Below are 19,847 nucleotides of genomic sequence, written 5' to 3'. Positions count from 1 at the left end.
GGCGGCTACACCGGCCCGAACCGGTACCCGAACCCACGCACCGTCTGCACGTAGACGGGCGCCGCCGAGTCGTCCTCGATCTTCGCGCGCAACCGCTGCACGCACGCGTCCACGAGACGCGAGTCGCCGAAATACCCGTGCTCCCACACCGACTCCAGCAGCTGCTGGCGGCTGTGCACCCGGCCCGGCGTGCCGGAGAGCTCGAGCAGCAGGCGCAGCTCGGTCGGGGCGAGGCTGACCGGCACGCCGCGGTTGGTGACCACCAGAGCGGCCCGATCGATGGTCAGGTCCCCGTGCCGCTCCAGCTCCGCCTGGTCCCGGCCGATCCGCCGGAGCACCGCGCGAATGCGTGCCTCGAGCACCCTGGGCTGCACCGGCTTGACCACGTAGTCGTCGGCGCCCGCCTCCAACCCGGCCACCACGTCCATGTCGTCGCCGCGCGCGGTCACCATGATGATCGGTACCTCCCCGGCGGCCCGGATGCGGCGGCAGACCTCGAACCCGTCCATGCCAGGCAACATCAGATCGAGCACGACGACGTCGGGAAGGTCCGCACGCAGCCGGTCCAGCCCCTGCTCGCCGGACTCCACCGCGCGCACCCGGTGCCCATGCCGGGTCAGGGCCAGCTCAAGGCCCTCCCGCACGGCCGGGTCATCCTCGATCAACAACACTCGCGACACGCCGCCGAGTATCACAGCACGCTCCGTAATTCGCCCGCCAGTCAACCCCATCCACTGTCGGCCTGACGTGTCCCCGCCTCGTCCGCGCCGTGTCATGGTTGTGTCACGGTCGCGCCGGCGGTGGCCGCCGTCGATAAACCATGACATCCGGCGCACAACGCACGCACATTCGGCGCCAATCGTAATCGCCATGAGCGAACCACGCACCATCCCACCTCGGCCCCGAGACCGGCTGTTCGCCGCGGTCACGCTGGTGCTCGCCGTGCTCCTGCTGCCCGTGGCGTTCGTCCGACATCCCGGCCGCGCCCGCGAACTGGCCTGCAACTGGGCGTTGCGGATGCGATTCCCCGCCGAGGACCTCGCCGGGCTCACCGACGGCGCCTTGGCGGCGTTCACCGCGGCGCGCGCCGAGGCGCTCTGGCGTCACGGCCAGCTCATCGGCCTCACCTCGGGGTACCGCGATCCCCTTGTCCAGCAACGGATGTTCGACGAGGAGGTGCGCCGCTCCGGCTCTCCTGCCTCGGCGCGCATGCTGGTGTTACCGCCGGCGGAATCCCCCCACGTCAAGGGCATCGCGCTGGACGTGCGCCCCCACGAAGGCGCGCGCTGGCTCGAGGAACACGGCGCCCGCTACGACCTCTACCGCATGTACGACAACGAGTGGTGGCACTTCGAGTACCGCCCCGAGTGCGGCGGCACGCCACCACGACGACGACCCCACCCCGGCGTGGGCTACGTCATCGAGAACGGGGACCAGATGTAGCCCAGGGCCGGGGTCCACCCATGTGTGCGATGTGGGGACGTTGACGGGTTTGCGCCCGAGAGCCGAACCGCCAATCCGACCAGCGCGCCCAAGGGTTAGACCCGGGCATTCGACAGCGGTATCGACCGGACGTTCGGAGAGGGGTTAGGGGTATGTCACCGGCGAGTGACAACAAGTCCGGATTGCTGGGACGGCGCCTGCAAGCAGCGCGCGACATGGCGTTCGTCGGGCGGGAGGAAGAGCTCGCGGTTTTCAACGCGGCGTTGTACGGCGGCGGCTGCAGCGTTCTTTACGTGCACGGTGCCGGCGGCATCGGGAAGTCGGCCTTGTTGCGGCGGTTCGCTCACGAGGCCGCCCTGGCGGGGCGGCCGGTGTCCCTGGTGGACGGGCGCACGTCGGAGCCGTCGCCGGCGGCGTTCGAGGCCGAGGCCGAGCCGGTGCTTCATGACGCGGACGCGGTGCTGCTGGTCGACGACTTCGAACGCATTCAGGGCTTGGAGGGATGGCTGCGCGAGCGGTTCCTGCCGCGGGTGCCCATGGGGGCGCTGGTGGTCATCGCGGGGCGACACCCGCCGGATATGCGGTGGCAGGCGGATCCGGGATGGGCGGGCGCGCTGGAGGTGCTGCCGCTGCGCGACCTGCGGGCCGGAGCTGCGCAGGCCCTGATGGACTCCTGCGGGGTGCCGGCCGAGCTGCGCGAGCCGCTGCTGGCCTTCGCCGGCGGTCATCCGCTGGCGCTGCTGCTGGGGGCGGCCGTGGCGGTGAAGGACGGCGCGGCCGGCCGGCGGTGGATGCCGAATCAGGACGTGGTGGCCACGTTGCTGGATCAGCTGGTGGGCGAGTTGCCTTCGGCGGCGCATCGGCATGCTCTGGAGATCTGCGCGCATGCGTACATGACGACGGAGAACCTGCTGCGGGCGGCCTTGCCGGAGGACGCCGGGACGTTGTTCCGGTGGTTGCGGCGGCTGCCGTTCGTGGAGTCGACCAGCCTCGGGCTCTTTCCGCATGACGTGGTGCGGGAGGTGCTGGAGGCGGACCTGCGATGGCGGGATCCCGAAGGGTACGCGGTGATGCACGACCGCATTCATGCGCATCTGGCGGAGAGGGTGCGCACGGCGAGCGATGTTGACCTGCCCGGCGCGGTGGCGGCACTGCTCTACCTGCATCGCGACAACGGGGCGCCGGCCGATGTCCACGGCCGCCACGACGAGGGCGAGTTCCGGGAAGAGGTGTTGCGGGAGGAGGATGCCGGCACGCTGGTCCGGGTGGCGACGGCGGCGGAGGGTGCGGCGTCCGCGGGCTGCGCCGCCTTCTGGGCCGTACGTCAGCCGGAGGCGTTCCGGCTGTACCGGCGGACCGAAACCGGCGAGCCCGTGGCCTTCTCCGCGTGGTTGCGGTTGGCGGAACTCGATGAGGAGGAGCTGACGGCCGATCCCATCGTGGCCATGGCGTGGGCGCATGCGCGTGCCACCACGCCGTTGCGCGCCGGTGAACATTTGGCGGTCGGCCGGCACTGGGTGCTGCCGCAGTATCGCGAAGACTCGCCGGTGATGGATGTGATCCAGTGGCGAGTGATCGGCAATTGTTTGCGGTCCGAGCGGATGGCATGGTCATATATCGAGATACGGCACCCGAACCACGCGTGGGTGGAGCGTTTACGGCATTACGGGATGCGTGACATCTCCGAGCAGCCGCGGCCGGGGGATGACGCGTACACCCTGTTCGTTCATGACTGGCGCGCGGTGCCGGCGCAGGCGTGGCTGGAGCGGATGAACCGGCTGCTCGTCGCGGGGCCTGCCGGCGGCCCGAGTGCCGCGACGGCGGAGCTGGCGGTGCTGTCGCAGGCGGAGTTCGCCGAGGCGGTACGCAAGGCGTTGCGTCAGTTGTCGCGGCTGGACGCGCTGGCCGCTTCCCCGCTGACGCGCACCAGGCTGATCGCCGAGCGGGCCGGGCAGGATCCTGCCACGGCACTGGGTGACCTGCTCCGCCAGGCGGTCGACGATCTGCGTGAGGATCCGCGGGCGGTCAAGTTCCACCGGGCGCTGTCCGTCACCTTCCTCCGCAGCACGCCCAACCAGGGGCTGGCCGCGGAACGACTGGGCCTCCCTTTCACCACCTACCGCCGCCATCTGACGGCCGGCATCGAACGTGTCTGCGCCGACCTTTGGCGCCGGGAGCTGTATGGCACCAACGCACCGGCGTACCGATCCACGTGAGCCGCCACATCGTGCCGGCGCGGCGGCGCCGCAGGGTGCCCACGCTGAGCCGGACGATTCCCGGAGCACCCCACGCACCGGTTCGCCGGAGATCGCACGATGGACCAGTTCCCGCTGCTCACGCGGCGGGCACGGTCACCGCCCGCTCCACGTCGTCACTAGGGGCCTTCGGCGATGTGCCAACGGTCAGGCGCCGGCCAGCGCACGGGCGCAGGCACCGAGCCCGATCTCGCTGGAGGCCTTGACGAACACCACGTCTCCCGGTTCGAGCAGCGCGGTGGCCAGCCTGACGGCCCCGGCCACGTCCTCGGCGGTGTGGACGGCCACGCCCCGGTTCGAGGACTCCGCCGCCTCCGCCATCGCGAGCGGGTCCCCTGCTCCGACCGTGATCAGCACGTCGAAGCGGAGGTCGGCGACGAGCCGGCCCATCTCCGCGTGCCGGGCGCGGGAGGCGTCCGCCTGCTGCCCCATCGCGCCGAGCACCGCGACGGTACGACGGGTGCCGGCCAGGGCCTTCACCGCCCGCAGCCCGGCCCGCATGGATTCGGGGTTGGCGTTGTAGGCGTCGTTGACGATGGTGACGCCGTCAGGTCGTTCGACGATCTCCAGCCGACCCGCGGAGCGCCGCCGTGCGGCGTTCAGCCCGTCGGCGATCTCGGCGACTCCCAGGCCGAGTGCGGTGGCGACGGCGGCGGCGGCCAGGGCGTTGCTCACCTGGTGCTCGCCTATGAGGTCGAGCTCGACCGGGGCGCGGCCGGAGGGTGTCACCAACTCGAACGCGGTTCGCGCGCGGTCGTCCATCCGCTCGTGTTCGGCTCGCACCGCCGCCTTCGCTGACCTGCCGTACAACAGGATCTGGGCTCTGGTGCGGCCGGCCATGCCCATGACGTACGGGTCGTCGGCGTTGAGCAGTGCGAACCCGTCCGCCGGAAGTGCCTCGACCAGCTCGCCTTTGGCCTCGGCCACGTCGGCCAGCCCGCCTCCCATACGCTCTACGTGCGCGGTGCCGACATTGAGCACCAACCCCACCTGAGGTGGTGCGAGCCCGGTCAGATACGTCAGGTCGCCCTTCCGGCCCGCACCCATTTCCAGCACCAGGTATCGCGTGGTCGCATCGGCACGCAGCACCGTGAGCGGCAGCCCGAGCTCGTTGTTGAACGACCTGTCGGTGGCGACCGTCGCGGCGTGCCGTTCGAGCACCTGGGCCAGCAGGTCCTTGGTCGTGGTCTTGCCCACGGAGCCGGTCAGGCCGATCACGGCCGGGCTGATGTGCTCGAGCAGGTGCTTGGCGAGCAGGCCGAGCGCGAGCTGGACGTCCTCGACCACGAGGGCGGGCACGCCGACGGGCCTTGAGGCCAGCACGGCGACGGCGCCGGCCGCGATGGCACCGGCCGCGTAGTCGTGACCGTCGACGTTGGCGCCGACCGTCGCGGCGAACAGGCCGCCAGGCACCACCTCGCGGGAGTCGACCGCTGAGGGCGCCGTCACCAGCGCCTGCGGGTCGCGCACGTCGTGCAGGCTAGCGCCGACGACCTGCGCGATCTTGTCCAGCGTCATGGGGATCATGAGCCGCTCCTGGCGAACGCGAGGTCGATGAGGCGGCGCAGCAGGTCCGGGTACGGGACACCGGTCGCGGCCCAGGCCCTGGCGTAGACGGAACGCGAGGTGAAGCCCGGCATGGTGTTGATCTCCAGCACGTACAGGCGTCCGGTGTCCTCCTCGTAGAGGAAGTCCACCCGGGACAGGCCGTAGCCGCCGATCGCCCGGAAGGCGCGCAGGGACAGCTCGCGCACGTCCTCGGCCACGCGCTCCGGCAGCGCGGCCGGGATGGTGGCGATCTCGGCCTGGCTGAGGTATTTCGCCTCGTAGTCGAGCCAGTCGCCGGGCACGATCAGCTCGCCGGGCACCGAGACGTCCGGCGTGTCATGGCCGCCGAGCACGCCGCAGATGAGCTCGCGGGCCGTCACGCCCTGCTCGACGACGATCACTCGGTCGTAGGTCAGCGCCAGCTCCACGCCCGCGCGCAGCTCCTCCATGGAGGTGACACGTGAGATGCCGATGGAGGAGCCCATGCTGGCCGGTTTGACGTACATCGGCCAGTCGAGCGACTTCACCAGAGCCCAGTGGTCGGTGGTGGTGCGCCATTCGTGCTCGGTGAACCACACGTGCGGGGTGACGGGGATGCCCTCCGCCAGGAACGCGCGCCGCATCGCGACCTTGTTCATGGCCACGGCCGAGGCCAGGACGCCGCAGCCCACGTACGGGATGCCCAGCGTCTCCAGGTGCCCCTGGACGACGCCGTCCTCGCCGAACGGCCCGTGCAGCACGGGAAAGACGACGTCCGCCAGATCGCGTCGCAGCTCCACCGGCCACCTGCCCTGCCGGTCGATGATGACGGCGACGGGCTCGTACCGATCCTTCGGCAGAGCATCGAGCACGGCCTGCGCCGACTGCAGCGACACCTCATGCTCGGCGGACGGCCCACCCGCCAGCACAGCCACGCGTACGCGTTCACTCACGATCGATCAGCCTTCCTCAGTGGCATGGAGACAGCGCCGCTAGCGGCTCGGTGTTCGCCGTCGCAGGACCGGCCTGCCGAGTGTCGGCTCTTCGCCTGACCAGTTGCCAGGCCATTCGCTGTCCAGTTCCTGACCAAAGCGCACCCGCGGTGTGCCGCGACCGGGCCGATCCTGGACGCTCCGACCCTCTGCTCGAGTGATACTGATCGTGCTGCCCGAGTGATGCTGCCCGAGTGATGCTGCCCGTGTGACGCTGATCGTGCCGCGCCCGGCGGCCGTGCCCGCGCTCGCACCGGCCGTCACGGGCCTGGGCCGCAGCCTCGTGACCGACGCCTACCGTTGGCCGTACGGCGCCGAGCCTCGGGCCCAGCGCGATGCCCAGCATGTGATTTTCGAAACAGCCCTCACAGTCAGTGACGCCTCAAATTCGGTATGGCCATGGGAAGTCGCGCACACTATGCCACTCTGCAGGACGGCACTTTCGGGCTCTACAACTCGCAATGGGGCGCCCACCACCTCGAACTCGACTTCTGCCCGGCCCCGAACCGGCAATCCGGTTCGCCCGCCGCCAGCGCGAGGAGAGCTCATGGATGCGGGAGGCCGAATGCTACGGCGCATGCCTGATCGACCATGACGAACGGCAGACTGCTGTTCTTCTGCCACTGCGGCGGCGATCAGAGCTACCGGCTCGCGGCCCTGGCCACACTCACTCGCCCGCACCTGGCCCGGGTGGCGTGTGGAGTGGGCCTATGACGGCCTTCAGCAGATCCAGATGGCAGTCGGCCACGCCGCCGAGGTCACCACACCATCCCCTCAGGCTCCGCAGGCGGGCGAAGAATGGTGCGACGTGTTGGTCACCATGATCCACGAAGGCCGGACACACGCCGCCGACGCCGGACCGCTGAAGACCGTTCGTGAGCGGGATACCTCCTTGCCGATCAACTGGCGGGCGACGGTCTCGAAGCGATAGCCGCGGGCACAATCTCGCGCGTCTTGCCGTCGTACCAGCGGGTGGTGGCGCTACGCCGAGGAAGTCGGACCGCCGCTTCTCCACCGTCGTGCGCAGCGCCTCGGTGAACGCCTGCGCACCGGGCGCCTGCGGGTAGGCGATCGACCAGGCGCAGCGTGGATCGTTGCTGCTTTCCCGGACGATCCGCAGCCCGTCGATCCACCCTGGGGAGACCGTCGAGATCTCGTGGCTTCGGGTTCCGGCCGTGCGGAGACCGGCCGAGGCACCGGGCGTGGCCCGGGTGCCGTTTTCACAACCGTCGCAACTCCGCTCCTGTTAATTAATAAGTGCAACAACGCATAAGGTCGCAAACAGGTAGACGCACGGTTCCGGCCGCTTGTTCAGATCTGCCGCTCAGAGGTCGTGATCAAGCGCCCCTGGCCGCCCCCCGGTGAGCACCGCTGTCGGCCTGATATAAGGACACGCCAGGGCGGTGGCATCTATGCGACCGAAACCAAAGAAGTCTAGGTATGCCGCAACAGGCTCACCGTGACCGACGGTCGCAAGCTCGACCAGACCTGCGGCCACGCGGGCGAAGCTGGAGGGCCGCGGCGGCGATGCGCTCGTGGTTACGGCGGGCGTCGGTGCGGTGGCCGGACCAGTCCGTACCGTGCTCGTCCCCCGGACAGGGACCGTGCACGCTCATGGCGTGTGCATGGGCTCAAGTGTGCGGTTTGCCGTTGTCGTCGGTGGTGCGGGCGGGCTCGGGAAGCGGAGCGGCGGCACCGGCCTCCTCCAAGGCCGGCACTTGGGCGTGGTGTCGCGGGCGGGCGATGAGCAGCGTGACGGCCGCGGCGATCAGAGCGCCTGCACCGCCGACGAGGAAGGACCCCGTGTAGGCGTGCTCAGTGGGCAGCGGGTTCGACGCGGTGACCGCTGTGCGCGAGGATGCTGGCGATCACCGGGCTGCCGAGCGGGGAACCCACCGACCGGATGAGGGCGTTGACCCCGGTGGCCTCGCCGGGCTTGGCCGCGCACGAGCAACCGCCGAGCAGCCGTTGGCAGGCAGTTCCTGTCCGTGAGCCGGGGCGTTTGGGAGTGCACCGGGTGTGGAGCCGGCCACCCGGACATCGTCGCTCCACAGCGAGGTGTGCCGGGTCAGGATGCGGCTCAGGCGGAGCACCAGACAAGCGCAGGCGCTTGTTGTAGCCGGAATGGCCGGGCAGGTAGGGGACAGGCAGAGCGGGTGCGCGGGCATGGCGCGGCCGGCGCCGCTCGGAGGTGAGGCCGAGCAGCAGCGACAGCACCGCGAGCGTCACCGGTTCGGTGTCTGCGGCGGCGAGGGTGTTCACTTACGGATTTAGGACACCCTCGCCACCGCTGCGCGGCCGAACAGCTGATTTTTCATCCGTTGGAATCATTGCTCGGGCGCCGGCGGGCCGGCCGGTGACGCCCTTAGCCGAGCGGAATGACCGGCTCTGTCGACCGGCTGGCGTAGAAGCAGCCCGTGGTGGGCAGGCTGCTCGCCGCGGGCGGGGTGGCGCCGTCGTAGATGGCCAGCAGGAAGTTCTGCGGGCACCGCCGGGTGCTGCCGGTGCGGATGCCGAAGTGCAGATGCGGACCGGTCGAGTTGCCGGTGTTGCCGGTCAGCCCGATCTGTTGCCCGGCGCCGACCGACGCGCCGTTGGAGACCGACCACGATGAGAAGTGGCAGTACGTGTAGATGGCCCCGTCGGTTCCCGTCAGGTTCATGCCGCGCCCGCACAGGCTGTCGTCGATGATCGTCACCGTGCCGGCGCGCACCGCGTATGCCGGGGTGCCGGTGCCGACCGGGAGGTCGATCGCGGGATAGTCGTGGTGCGGGTCGTCGTACTCGCTGCGCGGCAGCGCGTTGCGCGGAAGGGGGAGCGAGAACGAGACCGCTCCGGTGGACGAGGTGATCCGGACGGCGTCGGCCACGACGTAGCCGGGCTGGCTGGTCCAGCGGCTGACGCCGACCACGTTGTAGTCGCCGGCGGCCAGGGTGAACGTGCCGAGACTGACCCAGCGGCCACCGTTGGCCCGCTGGTCGACGACCACGGTGCGGGTGCCGTCGGTGGTCGCCACCATGAACGGGGTGGCGCTGTTGTAGCCGGGGTCCGCCGGGTACCAGACCTCGACCAGGTGAGCTCCAGCTGCTGCGATCGACGCCTTGAACCAGGCGGCGTCGCTCGCGACGGCGTTGGGTGTCGCGAACCGGTAGTCCGCGCCGTACCGCTGCGTGGACCATGTCGATGTGCCCCAGTCGGCGCCGGCGATGAATCGTCCGGCGGTGGCGTTGTCGACCGTGGTGGTCGCGGCCGCCGCGGGCGCCACGGTGCCGACCAGAACCAGAGAGGCCGCCACGACGGCGGCCGATAACAGAGTGATGATTTTCACGAGCTGGTCCCTCCGGGGGTTGAGGGGAAGCGCGGGCGAAAATATTTAACCAACATGCGAACATCAATGAAAGATATCTACATAGATCGGTTTCTTGGCCCAGGGGCAGCGGCCGGAGTCCAGACCGGCCAGCCGAGCCCGTTCCTCCGCGATGACGGGGCTCGCGGCCGGCGGCCGTGCGGCGGCCGACCCCGACGTGCCGGCCGGTCACCGCGGTCAGGCGCGCGAGGGTGCGGGCGTCGGTCGGGACGGTCCCGCAACCCAATGGAACGGCGCCGTTTGCCGGCCGGTCTTACGCCCTGCCTACACTCCAGGACGGAATCGCGGTATGGACTGTCGTTCGTAGCCTCTGGGAGGGCATGTGACCAGCCACCGGACCACCCGATTTCCCTTACGCCTCTTAGCCGTCGCACTGGGCATCGCGCTGCTCGTGTCGGCCACCGCGGCGCCGGCTCGATCCACAACCGGCACCAAGCCAGGACTCGACACCGTACTGGAGTGGTTCGACCAGACCAATGCGTCCATGGCCGCACCCACACAGATCACCAACATCCGCACCTGGGTGATCAGCTGGGTCGCCGCCAGTCGCGCGATCGGCTCGCGCAAAGACGGCGTCTTCGCCGAGGCTGCCCTTGCCTCCGCCGTGCACGACTCGCTGGCCTCGATCGTGCCGCACCGCAAGAGCGAGCTCGATGCGGCGCTGAACTCCACCCTCACCCGCCTTCCCGACGGCCCCGCCAAAGCGGGCGGCGTCCAGGCAGGCCGCATCGCCGCCGCCAAGGTCTTGGCCGAACGGGCCGGGGACGGCCTGGACCCGGCCTCGGTCAACGAGCCGTTCACCCCGCCCCCGGCCGCCCCAGGGATCTGGCAGCCCACCCCGCCCGCGTTAAACCCGGCAACCCAGGCTGGTCAGGGCAAGGGCAAGCCCTTCATCCTCGGCCGCTCCGACCGCTTCCGGCCCGGACCTCCCGTGCCCCTCACCTCCGCCCGGTACGCCCGCGACTTCGCCGAGACCAAGGCCTACGGCCGCGCGGACAGCACGGTCCGCACCGCCTGGCAGACCAACATCGCGCTGCTGTACCGGCCGGGGATCCTGTCCAGCTGGACCCAGATCCTGCGCCAGGTCCTGACCGACGGCTCAAACCGCTCGATCCGCGACAGCGCCCGGCTGCTGGCGACCTTCCACGCCGTCACGGGCGATGCCTACAACGCGGTATACGACGCCAAGTACGCCCACCTCTTCTGGCGCCCGGTCACCGCGATCCGGCAGGCCGGCGCCGACGGCAACCCGCGCACCGAGCCGGACCCGACCTGGATGTCGCTCTTCCCCGCCCCCGACAACCCCGAATACCCCAGCGGCCACAACGGCTATGTCGGCGCAGCGGCCACGGTGATGACCACGCTGCTCGGCCCCGCTCCGGCCCGGCCGGTGACGCTCACCTCGCCGGACGCGCCGGGCTTCGCCCGCACCTACACCTCCTGGGCACAGGCCGTCCAGGACGTGATCAACGCCCGGGTCTGGGCGGGCATCCATTTCCGCAGCTCCGACGAGACCGGCATCCGGCTGGGCGAGCAGGTCGCCCGCTACGATCTGGCCCACCTGACCTGGTAGCAAGCCCGTGGACCCCGTCACCGGCGACGGCCAAGGGCGCCACACCTTAACGCTTCTCGTCATGTAGGGGCGTCACGCCACCGGCGTCTTGATGGTCCCGGATAAGGAACTCCACAGTGCCCATCGCGGTGCCCATCCCGCGATGGGCCCTGTGCCCATCAACGTCCTCGAGCTCCTTTGATCCCCCCGTCAGCTTTCGATACCGTGGGGTTGGTGGACTACGGCTACGCGGAGGCCGCGTCGGAGCGGACTCCCTGGTCCAGCAGGGCGTTGATCATCTCCTGGAGTTGGTCGCGTCCGACGGTGCCGAGTGCGCCGGTCAGGGCTTGGGCGAGCTTGTCGAACGGGTCGTCCATCGGCAGCTCCTTCACCTTCTCGGCCAGTTCCTCCACGCTCCACAGCCCGTCTTTGTGGATGTGGCCGCCGAGGGACCAGCCGTGGTTGACCGCGACCGTTCCGCCCCGCACCGACAGCACCTGGCCGGTGAGCGGGCAGGTTGCGCCGGCCAGGTAGGCGGCAACAGGCGCGCTGGCGGCTGGGTGCAGGGGGTCGAACCGGCCCGCCGGCGGTTCCTGGCTCATGCCTGGTACGGCGAGAGTGAGGCGGGTGCGGGCCATCGAGGGCGAGATGCAGTTGACCCGCACGCCGTAGCGGCCGAGTTCAAGGGCGGCCACGGTGGTCAGCGCCGCGACCCCGGCGTTGCCTGCCGCGTAGGAGACCTGCGCGGGCAGCGGGTTGAGCAGCCCGGAGCCGGAGGAGGTGTTGACCACGGCGCGGTCGGCGTGGACCCCTGCCTGATACCGGTCGCGCCAGTGGCGGGCCGCCCAGTGCGTCACCGCGAAGGTGCCCTTCAGCTTGACGGCCACGACGTCGTCGAAGTCCTCCTCCGACAGATCGGTCAGGCCCGTGTTCCGTTCGATGGTCGCGTTGTTGACCACGACGTGGAGGTCGCCGAAGGACTCCAGGGCCGTCTCCACCATGCGGCGGGCGCCGTCCCAGTCGGTGACGCTGTCGGTGTTGGCCACGGCGTGTCCGCCGCGGGCAGTGATCTCTTCGACGACCTTCGCGGCTACCCCGGCGTCGCCCCCGGTGCCGTCGATGGCGACGCCGGGGTCGTTGACAACGATCTTGGCGCCTTCGGCGGCGAAGAACAACGCCTCCTCCCGCCCGATGCCGCGTCCTGCTCCGGTGATGAGGACGACGCGTCCGTACAGACTTCCCATGGATGATCACCTTTCATTTCACTGCAGTCTATGTAGCGATTCACAGTATGCATCAATGCGGAAGATGCAATAAGCTGCCCTGCGTGGTGGAGAAACGCGGACTGCGGGAGCGCAAGAAGCAGCGCACCCGGCAGGCACTGATCGAGGCGGCGGTGCGCCTGTTCGAGGACAAGGGCTACGACCATGTGACCGTGGCCGAGATCGCCGACGCCGCGGAGGTGTCCCCCCGCACCTTCTTCCTCCACTTCCAGGCCAAGGAGGATGTGCTCCTGGCCAATGCCGACGTGCGCGTCGATCTGGCGCTGCAGGCGATCGCCGAGCGCCGTGCCGGAGAACGGCTAGCCGAAGTGCTGGTGCGGGCGATGGACCAGATGATCGCCAACACCTGGGACAGTGACCTCCCCAGCGGGCTCGCGGCACTCCGCGCACGGCTGGCGGCCTCGGTGCCGGCGCTGCAGGCCCGGCTGCTGCAGCGTTACCTCACCGTGCAGGCCGAACTGGCCCAGGCGCTGCAGCGGGCATTCCCCGACAGACTCGACACGATCACCGCCTCCGCCCTGGTCGGCGCGATGGTGGGCGCGATCAGCGCATCCGCACTGACCGCGCTGCAGCGCGGCGACGGACCCGACGAGGTACGGGACGCCATGCGGCAGGCCATGGCCTTGGTGGCGCAATCCGTCACCTGACCCCGTCCATCCCAGCCATGATTCGTTCAGAACTGCGCGATGAGCCGCCAAATCTCCTGTGAGCTGGGATTTCGATGCGCCCCTGCCGGTCCTCCCGGGCCCCATGCCGAGGCCGGTGTAGCTGGTTGATCAGGTGTGTGACCCTGACGGTGACGACACCGACGATGAGGATTGACCGGGCCTCACCCGCCTTGGCCCGTTCGATCAACGCCTCATCCGTCTTGATCTTCGCGCGGGACTGCCGCTCCAACCCCAACCGGAAAGGCGCGCGGCGCGGACCACGCCTACCCAGCCGACGCCGAACCTGATCTCCACCAAGAAGCACCGCAGGTTCTGCGAGTTCGCCGACACCGTGCGCGGCACCGTAGACGCCATCCCTGCAACACGCCTAGACCTTCTGGGGAAAGCCGTGGGCGGCATTCAACCCGCGGACCGGTAGGCCCCCGGACGGCGACAACGCCCGGGACGAGTTCGATCGCCGGGCTCAATCAGCCGGGAGCGACGAATGTCCGCAGATGGCAACGTCCTGATCAGGGTCTGACATCTCAGGCGCGTCGGCGTCAGCGACTTTGCCCTGGTATGTCATCGTGGCCGTTCCACCAGCGCCCCCGCAGACCGTCGCTCGGCCGTCATCGGTAGCCGTCACTGGCCTGGTCGCCGCGCCGTCCATCACACCGATGATCTGGCCGCGGCCCGGCCCCGGTTCCGGACCCTCGATGGATCTTCCATGGGCGGGCGCCGAGCACCACGAAACGCGCGGCGGCGCACCCGCGCCCGATCACCAGGAAAGGCTGGCCAGCGTAGGCATGACCGGCAGGCAACAGACCCCGGCCAAGAGCAGGAACACAAGCAACAGCAACCGCAGGAATGAGAGCGGGAAGGCGTGCGGTGTGCGGCTGAGCGTTGTTCAGATCGCAGGCGGGGCCCTGGCCGCGCTCACCGCCGCCATCGCTGCCTCCACTCTCGGGGTGGCGGGAACGGTGATCGGCGCGGCGGTGATGAGCGTGGCCACCACGGTCGGCACCGACATCTACACCCACTACCTGCGGCGCACCAGCGCCAAGGTCAAGCAGCACAGCACAAGCGGCCGACGGCAGCGCCCGACCAGGTTCGAGGCGGCAGAACAGACGGCCGGGGCGCCCGCCACCGTGCCGCACGCGCCGCGCGGACGGCTGGGCTGGCTTTCCCTGGGAGCGGCCGCCGCACTGGTGTTCTCGATCAGCTTCGGCGGCGTCCTGATCTACCAGGTTCTCGCCGGGCATACCGTGGCCGACCAGGTGAACGGCACGACCGGCAAGAAGGCCCAGCGCGGCAAACGGCACGGCCCCACGGAGCGGCGTGCCGAGCCCGCCGTGCGCTGGCAGCAGCAGCCCCGCTCGGCCACGCCGACGGCTTCCGGTTCCCCACCGGCCTCCCCGTCGCCCACGCCGTCTGCGACCGGTACGCAAGCCACTCCCACCCCTGACCTGAGCAGCGGCACGGCGTCCGTCACGCCCGCACCCACAGGCAGCCCGTCGGCGACCGCCGGCCCTGAACAGCCGACAGCCACACCGCCCACCGTGGCGACCTCTGAACAGCCGCCGCCGAGCGCGCTTCCCTCCCCGGCAGCCGAAACCGCCTTGCGATAGGGGGCTCGATCCCAGCCGGCTACAGCACACCGGCGCCGGACAAAGGATCTTGGCGAGCACGGCGAAGATCCGCTCTGGTCAGCGGTGCACGGCCAGATCGGCGCCAGGGACGAATCTATGCACGGAGAGCGCGTCCCCGCAGGTACGGCGCAGGCCGGAAAGCTACCGTTCCTGGAACCGGAAATCTGTACTCGCCACGGTAGACATTTGCGCGTGTGGGCGCTAAGGTTTCTGACATCGCAAGGAACGGATCCACCGGGCAGCAGAAAGTAGTTACTGGCATCACGACGAACTGCCCGGAATGAGGATGAAGTTGGTTGGTTGAGGCAGAAGGTCGGACGTGACGGGCCAGCGCAGTAGATGGGGCCCTGATCGTGGACGCGCTGCCGAAGAGGAAGTGGACGCCACGTCCAGAAGATAGGGAAGGGAGTGTTGAACGCCATCGAAGGATCGCCCGTTGCCGGCTGAGTTCCGCCGCTCGGGTACCGCAGTTCCACAAGATTGGAAGGTGGTCTACGGTCACGCATCCGCGATCCCCGCATCAGCGCCGCTCAGTACGGCGGATGCGGACGACAGTAAGCCGGCCGGATGGCCGGTAGATGGTGTTGAACCTCTTCGGGGCCCCGGCGCAACAGGCGCCGGGGCCCCCTGTTCGCATGATGAAAGGCATCTATGGATCAAACCCACCCACCCCGCGCCCGTCGCGGTGGCAAGCAGGCGTCGCCCGCCGGTGCCGCAGACAGCGGTACGCACAGCGTCACGGGCAGCGCCGCGGCCGGTGCCGCGCACAGCGCCGAGGACCGGTTCGACGATGAGGACTATCCCGCCTACAGCATGGGCATGGCCGCCGAGATGCTCGGGGTCACCCCGACGTTCCTGCGGGCCCTGGGCGCCGCCCATCTGATCGAGCCGAAACGTTCCAGCGGCGGCCACCGCCGCTACTCCCGCTACCAGTTGCGCCTGGCAGCCAGGGCCCGGGAACTCGTCGATCAAGGCACCCCTGTGGAAGCCGCCTGCCGGATCATCATCCTGGAAGACCAGCTCGCCGAGGCGTTGCGCATCAACGCCGAATACGAACGCGAGCGCACGGCCGGAAACTGACACGGCGGCTTCGTTACCCTGCGGCCTGGTCTTCGACCGCGCTGACCAGGCCACACCGCATCCCATCAGCCGCGGCCCCGGCCACAACCCTCGGCAGAGCCCCGGGCTCGCAACCTTCAACGGCGAGTCGGATTCGCCGGCCGTCTGCAGCGATGCCGCTGACCGAGGCGCTCGCCTCCTGCACGAGCTGGATGGCCTCCTCCACCGACCCCTCGGCCTGGAACGCGGTCCACAGGCCGACGATCGTCAAGATGCGCTCCAACCGGGCCGGGATGTGCGACAAGACCAGGTTGCGCCCTGTTCCCGGCTTTGGTCTCCAGCCGCTGAACCGCGACGCCGGGGTGCCACTGCATCGGCAGACTGAGGCGTCCATCCGCGCAAGCATCCGGGCCGCCGGCTGCAAGCGGGCGCGTCGCTGCCACCCACCCGCACCCTCGCGGCCGGCCTCGGGGTTTCCCACGGGGTCGTGGAGGCCTACCACCTACCTCGACGGGCGTGGCGTGCCGGAACTGCACGAGGCCCTGTGCGACTACCTCAACCGGGTGCGCGGCACATCGGCCGTCCCCGGCAACGTGGTGATCTGCAACGGCTATGGGCAGGACATCTCGCTGCTGATCCAGGTGCTCGTCCAGCACGGCGCCAGGCGGATCGCCCTGGAAGACCCGTCGTCCAACGACGACGCCCGGGTGCTGGCCGGTGCCGCCGGTCTGGACGTGGTCGGCATGGGTCCGGACGGCGTTCAGGCCGATGCGCTCCATCGGGCCGACGCCGATGGGGTCGTGCTCACGCCGTCGCACCAGTGGCCCACCCGAGGGAGTGCGGTCGGCTGCGGCTCGGCCGGCTGGTGGTGCCTCCCCAACTGGTCGCCGACGTCGCCGCGGCAAAGGTGCTCGCCGACCGCGGTTCGCCGGTCACTGACCAGTTGACGTTCGCCGACTTCCTCGCACGCGGCGAGTTCGACCGCCACCTGCGCCGGATGCATCCGATGTACCGCCGCCGTCGACGTGGCCTGCTGATCAGCGTGGGCGGCTGAGGGCGGCCTCGGCCAGATCCGTCCATTTCTCGGCCGAGGAGTGGGGCACGACCACCCAGTCCTTTATCACCCTGCCCTGCCCCGAGGGGTCGAACAGGGACGCCCCGGCCAGCTGGAGCGCGGCTGTGTGTTCGGGGGTGTCCCTGACCAGCCGGAACACCATCGCACCGTCGCGCTGCAGGCTTGCGAACACCCTCCCCGCCTGATCTTTGAGCGCGGGACTCCCCATCATCGTGGAGATCCGTACACCCAGGTCGGCCAGCTCGGCGCCGACCTGCTTGAAATCCTCTTCCGCGCTCATCGTCAGTCGGTCCCAAACTCCATGGTGGCGTGGTCGAATAGCTCGTCGTGGTCGGGGCTCTTCCCGCGTGACGCGTTCGCCTCGGCCCCGCCTTCGGGCAGAACGGCGATCAGGCTAGTCGTCCGGGCGGCACCGATCAAGACCGGATGCGAGGTGCCGACCACGCCGAGCCCCGCCGCCGGTCCTCGACCATGTGCGATAGATCACCATCAACGCCGGCCAGGGCAAATGTGAAGATCAGTGGTAAAAGACAACCTGTCAGTCGTTCAGAGTCATCAGGTCACCGGTGGCGCGATGCAGGTCGGCGTCCTTGGCTGCCTCTTCCAGCGCGGCCATGGCCCTGACGAGAGCTTGGCCCGCCTCGGCGGCCTCACCTGGGCCACGCCTGGGGTTGGCAGCTGTCGGGGCGGCAGCGGCCATCGCGGACAGGGCGGCGGCGACCAGGCGCATCGTGCGGATCAGCGTGTCTCGCCCGAGCCGTTGCGCTTGATAGGGCAGGGGAAGTCCAGAGTTCCGAGCACGCCCGACCAGCCGGGTGGCCCGCCAGGAGATGAGCGCCAGTTCGCCGGCCGCCGGCAGTTGATTCCGGCGAAGGCCATGAGCGCGGTCTGGGTGATGTCGTCGTGGACCTCGCGGGGCTCAGTGTTCCGCGTGGCGGCGGCCCGCGGTATGCGTCTTCGGCGCGCCAGGCGTGCGCCTCGACCACCCCGACCAGTGCGTGCGACATCTGCATCGCCATGTACTTCCGGTCCGTCTCGGGGTCTGCACGATCATCCCGAACGGTGCCGGCATGGCGGCCAGTTCCTCCAAGAGGATGACGGTGTCCAGATACTCGCCTGGCCTATTGGCTGCCACCACAGTCGACCTTTCCTCCGATACCCCGCGAACACCGCTGAGCTATGGCTGCCCCGCTGTCAGACCCCGAGATCATGTAGCTCAGCCTGGTAATCGGTGTCGTCATGGCGTGCCCGTTGTACCCGGGCCGCCCAGTCCCCTTCGCGCCTGGCCGTGCGGGCGTCAACGGTGCGGCTCTCAGACCGGGCAAGAGAGGTGAGCAGTGCTTCCCGCAGCTCGAATTGGATCGTGTCGAGGACTGCTCGAAGGGCCAGTCGCTCGTGCTCGCGAAGGAACGCCTCATCGGCGCGCCGCCGCTCTCGCGTGGCCGGATCGTCGAGGTGGGCAACCTGCCTGGCGAGCTCGTTAACCCGATCTGTCGCGAAGTCGGTCCGCCTGCCGTCACCGGAGGCGTCGAGGGCCTCATCCATCAGGGAGAGCAGGTGACGCGAAGCGGTGCAGGGGTCGTCCGAGTCGGGGTGACACGCTCGTACAGCTCCTTCTGGCAGAAAACCCGGACCGGGAAGCTGGGAGGCGTGGTCGTGGTGCCCCGATTCGTCGTCCGTCCGGTTGCCGCGCTCCATAGCGCCGTCTGGGCCTCCCGAAAACGGGGAGGTGGTGGTTTCGCCGTAAATGCGCCGGATCGCCGAGAGCACGGTGTGAATTGCCGGCGTCGCGCCCGCCGATCAGCACGTTGAGGCCAGGGGAGAACGCGAGGTTCAGCCCTTGCCGAGAATTGCCGAGCGTGTGGACGGGCGAACGCCCTTGGGAGACGCTGACGTAGTGACGGACGAGCGTTGCATTCATGACCTCATCTTGGGCCAATGCGCTGACTGTGCGCCGATCCCTCGGGGCCTTACCAAGATTGTCTACGTGACGAAGGGCGGCTCAGTCTTCCACCGCCACCCGGACTGTTCGGCCTTACTGGAAGGGCAACGAAAGGCTTCACGATTCGGCCAGCAGATCCATGATCCCTTACCGGTCGCCCTGCGTGACGCTCAATCGGCTGGACGCGGCGCGTGCATCCCATGTTGCTGCGAAGGCTGGCGTCGTCGCCAGCTGAATCGCCCAGGATTCGGTGGAGATTCAGGGGTGCCGATGACGGCTGGTCCATCGTCAGCTCGTCCAGTCCCACACCTAGGCCTCAAAGAGACCTGGACCGGTTCCGTTACCTGATGGATGAGCTCGTGGCAGGTCTGGCAGGTGGTCCAGTCCATGACCCTCGACTACTTCGGTGCCGTAACTGTCCAGGGCGGCTGGCCCAGCGGCGGCACGGTGCAGTACTGCCCAGGCCAGGACACGCGGGACGTGTGTCGGGCACTGTCTACCCCACCTCCCACCTGACCCCCCGATTCAACACCGACGGGTGGACCCGGAACTACTTCGACAACAGACAGGTCAGGGTCAGGTCGATCGCCACCGGCGACGTCCGCGGCACGGGCAGGCAGCAAATGGCCATGATCATCAGTAAGTACATGTCCGACGGTCAGGAGGAGTCCCCGTACCTTTGGCTGCAGGACGACCTGAAGCAGCAGCCGACGACGCGCGATGACAGCCTGTGGGCCTGGGGCGCTCTGTGCACCCCCGAGAACCGCGACCAGCCCAAACGCAATCCCATGTAACTGGCTGGGACCAGTCTTACCGACACCCCGCCTCGCCGCGGATGCGTCCGCGGCCGACGGGGTCGGCGTCGGGCTGTGGGCTGGCGCGGGTCTGCTGTGGTCTCACGTTGGCGGGTCGTACACCAAGAGGCACCCTGAGGTGCCCCGGATCTTCCGGACAGGTCCCCAACTAAGGTTGAGGGAGAACCGGAAGGGAAGGCTGTGGCGGGGCGTAACCGACGATTCAGCCAGGAGTTCAAGGACGAAGCCGTCCGCATGGTGC

At 69.2% G+C, this 19,847-nt stretch carries 18 protein-coding genes and 1 pseudogene; 9 read left to right on the top strand and 10 right to left on the bottom strand.

All coding sequences use genetic code 11. The annotated features are described in order from the left end of the window. Positions 1 to 5: 5 nt before the first annotated feature. Positions 6 to 680 carry a response regulator transcription factor gene (locus ID574_RS15560; RefSeq protein WP_188189617.1) on the bottom strand — a complete coding sequence of 225 codons (675 nt, stop codon included), beginning with the start codon at positions 678 to 680 and terminating at the stop codon, positions 6 to 8. Between the two features lie 190 nt (positions 681 to 870). Here ID574_RS15560 and vanY-N point away from each other — a divergent pair, with 190 nt between their 5' ends. Together vanY-N and ID574_RS15550 are read left to right on the top strand one after the other, a co-directional pair. Next, positions 871 to 1,443, top strand: coding sequence for a D,D-peptidase/D,D-carboxypeptidase VanY-N (gene vanY-N / locus ID574_RS15555; RefSeq protein ID WP_188189616.1), 573 nt, complete (start codon positions 871 to 873; stop codon positions 1,441 to 1,443). Positions 1,444 to 1,658: 215 nt separating this feature from the next. After that, positions 1,659 to 3,659, top strand: coding sequence for an ATP-binding protein (locus tag ID574_RS15550; RefSeq protein WP_188189615.1), 2,001 nt, complete (start codon positions 1,659 to 1,661; stop codon positions 3,657 to 3,659). Positions 3,660 to 3,845: 186 nt separating this feature from the next. On the opposite strand, the gene ID574_RS15545 is transcribed toward ID574_RS15550, so the two are convergent. Together ID574_RS15545 and ID574_RS15540 are read right to left on the bottom strand one after the other, a co-directional pair. Continuing rightward, positions 3,846 to 5,225, bottom strand: coding sequence for a UDP-N-acetylmuramoyl-tripeptide--D-alanyl-D-alanine ligase (locus ID574_RS15545; RefSeq protein WP_188189614.1), 1,380 nt, complete (start codon positions 5,223 to 5,225; stop codon positions 3,846 to 3,848). Then, complete coding sequence (locus ID574_RS15540) at positions 5,222 to 6,178, bottom strand: D-alanine--D-alanine ligase family protein (protein WP_188189613.1); 957 nt, start codon at positions 6,176 to 6,178, stop codon at positions 5,222 to 5,224. Before ID574_RS15540 ends, ID574_RS15545 begins: the two co-directional genes overlap by 4 nt. 736 nt (positions 6,179 to 6,914) lie before the next feature. Between ID574_RS15540 and ID574_RS15535 the strand changes: the two genes are divergently transcribed. Beyond that, entirely contained in the window at positions 6,915 to 7,148 is a 234-nt protein-coding gene (locus ID574_RS15535) for a hypothetical protein (protein WP_188189612.1), read from the top strand. A gap of 1,084 nt (positions 7,149 to 8,232) precedes the next feature. On the opposite strand, the pseudogene ID574_RS62775 reads toward ID574_RS15535, so the two are convergent. Then, positions 8,233 to 8,461: pseudogene (locus ID574_RS62775) on the bottom strand (IS982 family transposase); the annotation flags it as partial. A gap of 121 nt (positions 8,462 to 8,582) precedes the next feature. Beyond that, positions 8,583 to 9,545, bottom strand: coding sequence for a golvesin C-terminal-like domain-containing protein (locus ID574_RS62255; protein WP_270094301.1), 963 nt, complete (start codon positions 9,543 to 9,545; stop codon positions 8,583 to 8,585). 361 nt (positions 9,546 to 9,906) lie between these two features. On the opposite strand from ID574_RS62255, the gene ID574_RS15520 reads away from it, so the two are divergent. Further along, positions 9,907 to 11,157, top strand: a complete 1,251-nt coding sequence (locus tag ID574_RS15520) for a vanadium-dependent haloperoxidase (protein ID WP_188189610.1) — start codon at positions 9,907 to 9,909, stop codon at positions 11,155 to 11,157. Between the two features lie 224 nt (positions 11,158 to 11,381). Here the strand turns inward: ID574_RS15520 and ID574_RS15515 are convergent, their stop codons facing one another. Next, positions 11,382 to 12,380, bottom strand: coding sequence for an SDR family NAD(P)-dependent oxidoreductase (locus ID574_RS15515; protein WP_188189609.1), 999 nt, complete (start codon positions 12,378 to 12,380; stop codon positions 11,382 to 11,384). Between the two features lie 83 nt (positions 12,381 to 12,463). On the opposite strand from ID574_RS15515, the gene ID574_RS15510 reads away from it, so the two are divergent. The 3 genes from ID574_RS15510 to ID574_RS15500 all read left to right on the top strand — a co-directional run bounded on the left by ID574_RS15510 (position 12,464) and on the right by ID574_RS15500 (position 15,795). Next, a complete protein-coding gene (locus ID574_RS15510) occupies positions 12,464 to 13,066 on the top strand; it encodes a TetR/AcrR family transcriptional regulator (protein ID WP_188189608.1) in 603 nt (200 codons plus the stop codon). Positions 13,067 to 13,782: 716 nt separating this feature from the next. Next, positions 13,783 to 14,694 (top strand): hypothetical protein, encoded by a 912-nt coding sequence (locus ID574_RS15505; RefSeq protein WP_188189607.1) that lies wholly within the window; start codon positions 13,783 to 13,785, stop codon positions 14,692 to 14,694. 834 nt (positions 14,695 to 15,528) lie between these two features. Continuing rightward, entirely contained in the window at positions 15,529 to 15,795 is a 267-nt protein-coding gene (locus ID574_RS15500) for a helix-turn-helix domain-containing protein (RefSeq protein WP_188190248.1), read from the top strand. Between the two features lie 13 nt (positions 15,796 to 15,808). On the opposite strand, the gene ID574_RS15495 is transcribed toward ID574_RS15500, so the two are convergent. Further along, positions 15,809 to 16,045, bottom strand: coding sequence for a hypothetical protein (locus ID574_RS15495; RefSeq protein WP_188189606.1), 237 nt, complete (start codon positions 16,043 to 16,045; stop codon positions 15,809 to 15,811). 250 nt (positions 16,046 to 16,295) lie between these two features. Here ID574_RS15495 and ID574_RS59695 point away from each other — a divergent pair, with 250 nt between their 5' ends. After that, entirely contained in the window at positions 16,296 to 16,721 is a 426-nt protein-coding gene (locus ID574_RS59695) for an aminotransferase-like domain-containing protein (RefSeq protein WP_223166723.1), read from the top strand. 90 nt (positions 16,722 to 16,811) lie between these two features. Here ID574_RS59695 and ID574_RS15485 read toward each other — a convergent pair whose 3' ends face one another. The 3 genes from ID574_RS15485 to ID574_RS15475 form a co-directional block, all read right to left on the bottom strand. Then, a complete protein-coding gene (locus ID574_RS15485; protein ID WP_188189605.1) occupies positions 16,812 to 17,129 on the bottom strand; it encodes a hypothetical protein in 318 nt (105 codons plus the stop codon). A 258-nt stretch (positions 17,130 to 17,387) separates the two neighbouring features. Further along, positions 17,388 to 17,579 carry a hypothetical protein gene (locus ID574_RS15480; RefSeq protein ID WP_188189604.1) on the bottom strand — a complete coding sequence of 64 codons (192 nt, stop codon included), beginning with the start codon at positions 17,577 to 17,579 and terminating at the stop codon, positions 17,388 to 17,390. A gap of 464 nt (positions 17,580 to 18,043) precedes the next feature. Beyond that, on the bottom strand, positions 18,044 to 18,394 hold the full coding sequence (locus ID574_RS15475; protein WP_188189603.1) for a hypothetical protein: 351 nt from the start codon (positions 18,392 to 18,394) through the stop codon (positions 18,044 to 18,046). A gap of 879 nt (positions 18,395 to 19,273) precedes the next feature. Here ID574_RS15475 and ID574_RS15470 point away from each other — a divergent pair. Then, positions 19,274 to 19,585: a hypothetical protein gene (locus ID574_RS15470; RefSeq protein WP_188189602.1), complete on the top strand. Its 312-nt coding sequence runs from the start codon at positions 19,274 to 19,276 to the stop codon at positions 19,583 to 19,585. Positions 19,586 to 19,847 lie beyond the last annotated feature (262 nt).

This window comes from Nonomuraea sp. SYSU D8015, assembly GCF_008065375.1.
Classification (GTDB): domain Bacteria; phylum Actinomycetota; class Actinomycetes; order Streptosporangiales; family Streptosporangiaceae; genus Nonomuraea.
This window is presented reverse-complemented; position numbering and strand designations above follow the sequence as displayed.

What these genes read in the sequence shown, in the direction of transcription:
- vanY-N (WP_188189616.1), top strand. Translation starts at nt 871, where the DNA reads ATGAGCGAACCACGCACCATCCCACCTCGGCCCCGAGACCGGCTGTTC.
- ID574_RS15550 (WP_188189615.1), top strand. Translation starts at nt 1,659, where the DNA reads ATGGCGTTCGTCGGGCGGGAGGAAGAGCTCGCGGTTTTCAACGCGGCG.
- ID574_RS15545 (WP_188189614.1), bottom strand. Translation starts at nt 5,225, where the DNA reads ATGATCCCCATGACGCTGGACAAGATCGCGCAGGTCGTCGGCGCTAGC.
- ID574_RS15515 (WP_188189609.1), bottom strand. Translation starts at nt 12,380, where the DNA reads ATGGGAAGTCTGTACGGACGCGTCGTCCTCATCACCGGAGCAGGACGC.
- ID574_RS15505 (WP_188189607.1), top strand. Translation starts at nt 13,783, where the DNA reads ATGGATCTTCCATGGGCGGGCGCCGAGCACCACGAAACGCGCGGCGGC.
- ID574_RS15500 (WP_188190248.1), top strand. Translation starts at nt 15,529, where the DNA reads ATGGGCATGGCCGCCGAGATGCTCGGGGTCACCCCGACGTTCCTGCGG.
- ID574_RS15485 (WP_188189605.1), bottom strand. Translation starts at nt 17,129, where the DNA reads ATGAGCGCGGAAGAGGATTTCAAGCAGGTCGGCGCCGAGCTGGCCGAC.
- ID574_RS15480 (WP_188189604.1), bottom strand. Translation starts at nt 17,579, where the DNA reads ATGCGCCTGGTCGCCGCCGCCCTGTCCGCGATGGCCGCTGCCGCCCCG.
- ID574_RS15475 (WP_188189603.1), bottom strand. Translation starts at nt 18,394, where the DNA reads ATGGATGAGGCCCTCGACGCCTCCGGTGACGGCAGGCGGACCGACTTC.